The organism is Pauljensenia hongkongensis, from assembly GCF_001746855.1.
GTDB classification, from domain to species: domain Bacteria; phylum Actinomycetota; class Actinomycetes; order Actinomycetales; family Actinomycetaceae; genus Pauljensenia; species Pauljensenia hongkongensis.
Genome location: NZ_CP017298.1, coordinates 1,214,995 through 1,217,180 on the forward strand (window position 1 = coordinate 1,214,995; position 2,186 = coordinate 1,217,180).

Here is a 2,186-nt window from a genome sequence, read left to right on the forward strand (position 1 = left end):
GGGGGCCGTTCGGCTCCGCGCCCGCCCCGCGCCGGGCGTCATTCCTCCGCTGCCGCGTCCTCCTGCTGGGCGCCGCTCTGGGCGGCGGGGCCCGCGCCCCCCGAGCTCTGGGCGGCGCTTTGCGGGGCGGAGTCGTCCGCGCCCGGCGTGAAGGCCTGGTCGATGGACTGCTGGAGTTCGGCCGCCGAGGTCAGCGGGATCATCCGCGCGTGGTTCTTGACGAACTCGGGGGTGCCCAAGGAGGAGCCGCGTCCGGCCACGTTCGCGCCCTGCCACGCGGCGGTGGACGCCTTCAGGTAGTCGTCACTGACGTTCAAGGGGAAGGTGTCGACGACGCCCTGGGGGACGCCCGTCTCGGAGGCGATGGTCTTCACCTGGCGCCACGAGGCCTCCAGGTCTTGGACGACTGTTCCGTTGGACGCTTGGAACTGAGTGCGGAAGTACGCCAGCAGCGCGTGGTGGAAGGCGGTCCAGTGGTCGGGATCCTTCTGGGCGACGACCAAGGAGGCGCTGGTGGCCGCCTTCTGGTACTCCATTCCGACAGTCGTCACCGACTGGATCTCGATGTTGTAGCGCCCCTGCTCGGCCCACTGGGTGAGTTGGGCGCCGATGGCGGCGTCCGTGTCGGCGCACGCGTGGCACGAGTAGTCGAAGTACTCGGTGAGGGTGGGCAGGGACGGATCGGCCTGCCCGACGCCGTTGGGCCCGACCACAACGGGGCGCCCGTCGGCGTAGTCGCCCAGGACGGAAGCGGGATCGACGTTGCGGGCCTCCTCGATGATGGCGCGCTGGCGCAGGATCACGTAGGCGACGGAGGCGACGACGGCAAGGACCACCACCGTGACGACGGAGATCACAATGATGCGGGTTCGCCTGTCGGCGCGCTCCTGGGCCTGGCGCATCTGCTGCGCCTTGAGGCGCACCGCGTCCTTCTTGGCGGACTTGTTTCCCATGAATGACCTTTCTACCGCTCGATACGGGGACAACACTACCTAGTAAGCGGGCTTCACGCCGTATGCGCCCAGCCGCCTGTGGCGAGCGTCCAAGTGCCGATCATGATGGCGGCGCAGACCAGTACGACGCCGAGCCGGGCCCAGGGGGGCCGCAGCCACCGGTCGCAGCCGAGGGCGAACCCCTTCTTGAGATCCCGCGTGAAGGGGGTGAGCCAGCACAGCACCAGGGCGCAGGCCGCCAGCGCCCAGACGATGGCCGCCCTGTCGGGGTCGGTGAGCCACGGATCGGCGCTCACGACCGGATCCGCCTCGGTCGCCATCCGCACGGGCCACTCCCACAGCGCCCTCCCCTCGATGGAGTAGGAGACGAACCCCCACAGCAGGTAGGGGACGGCCCCTCCCAGGAGGACGCCCGCCGCCAGTTGGGCGAGGCAGCGCACCATCAGCAGCGGAGCCATGAGCACGGCGGCGGGGCCGTCGCTGGAGCGGGGCCCCCCGTGCCTGCTGCGGCGGCCGTCGACCCATCCGGCCAGCGCCCCTCCCAGCGAGACAGCGGTGAGCACTGCGCCCACCAGCAGGGTTCCGCCGAGGCCCATCGCCAGTGGCGCCACGGCGAACGCCGCCATGACCGCCGCCCCGGTCAGCCAGGGGGTCTTCGGGGGGCCGGGATCGCGGGGCGCGGCCCCCCAGGGGGGAACCGGCTGGGCGCTGCCCGGGACCGCCCCCGCCCACCCAGTCGCCTGCGGGGCCGCCGGGTAGGGGCCCTGCCCGGCGATGGGCGCCCATGGCCCCGTCTGGTAGGGGACGTGCGCGGGCATGGGCGCGTATCCGGATCCGGCGCCCGACGGCGGCGCGTAGGGCTGCGGGGGGACGGGGAAGGCCGGGGCGCCCGCGTGCGCCCCGGGCGGGTACACCTGCGTCGCGTCGCCGTCGTAGCCGCCCGGTCCCCCGGGCCCGCCGCCCGCGCCGGAGCCCCAAGGGGGGTAGACCTCGGTGGCCCCGTCGCCGTAATCCCCGTCGGAATCCAGAGGGGGGTAGACCTCGGTGGCCCCGTCATCGTAATCCCCGTCGGAATCCAAAGGGGGGTAGACCTCGGTGGCCCCGTCGTCGTGATCCCCGTTCCCGTAGTCGGCCCCCGCCCCTGCCCTGTCCTCGCGCAGACGCCAGGAGCGGCTGCCCCGTCCCACTCCCACGGGTCCTCCCCATCGGCCCCCGCCCCGTCGGCGCCGGAGG

At 73.0% G+C, this 2,186-nt stretch carries 2 protein-coding genes; both read right to left on the reverse strand.

What is annotated here, in order from left to right; translation table 11 throughout:
* Window positions 1-38 precede the first annotated feature (38 nt).
* Window positions 39-953 carry a DsbA family protein gene (locus BH719_RS05065; protein ID WP_009743687.1) on the reverse strand — a complete coding sequence of 305 codons (915 nt, stop codon included), beginning with the start codon at window positions 951-953 and terminating at the stop codon, window positions 39-41.
* A gap of 53 nt (window positions 954-1,006) precedes the next feature.
* Entirely contained in the window at window positions 1,007-2,140 is a 1,134-nt protein-coding gene (locus BH719_RS10060) for a hypothetical protein (protein WP_009743688.1), read from the reverse strand.
* Window positions 2,141-2,186 lie beyond the last annotated feature (46 nt).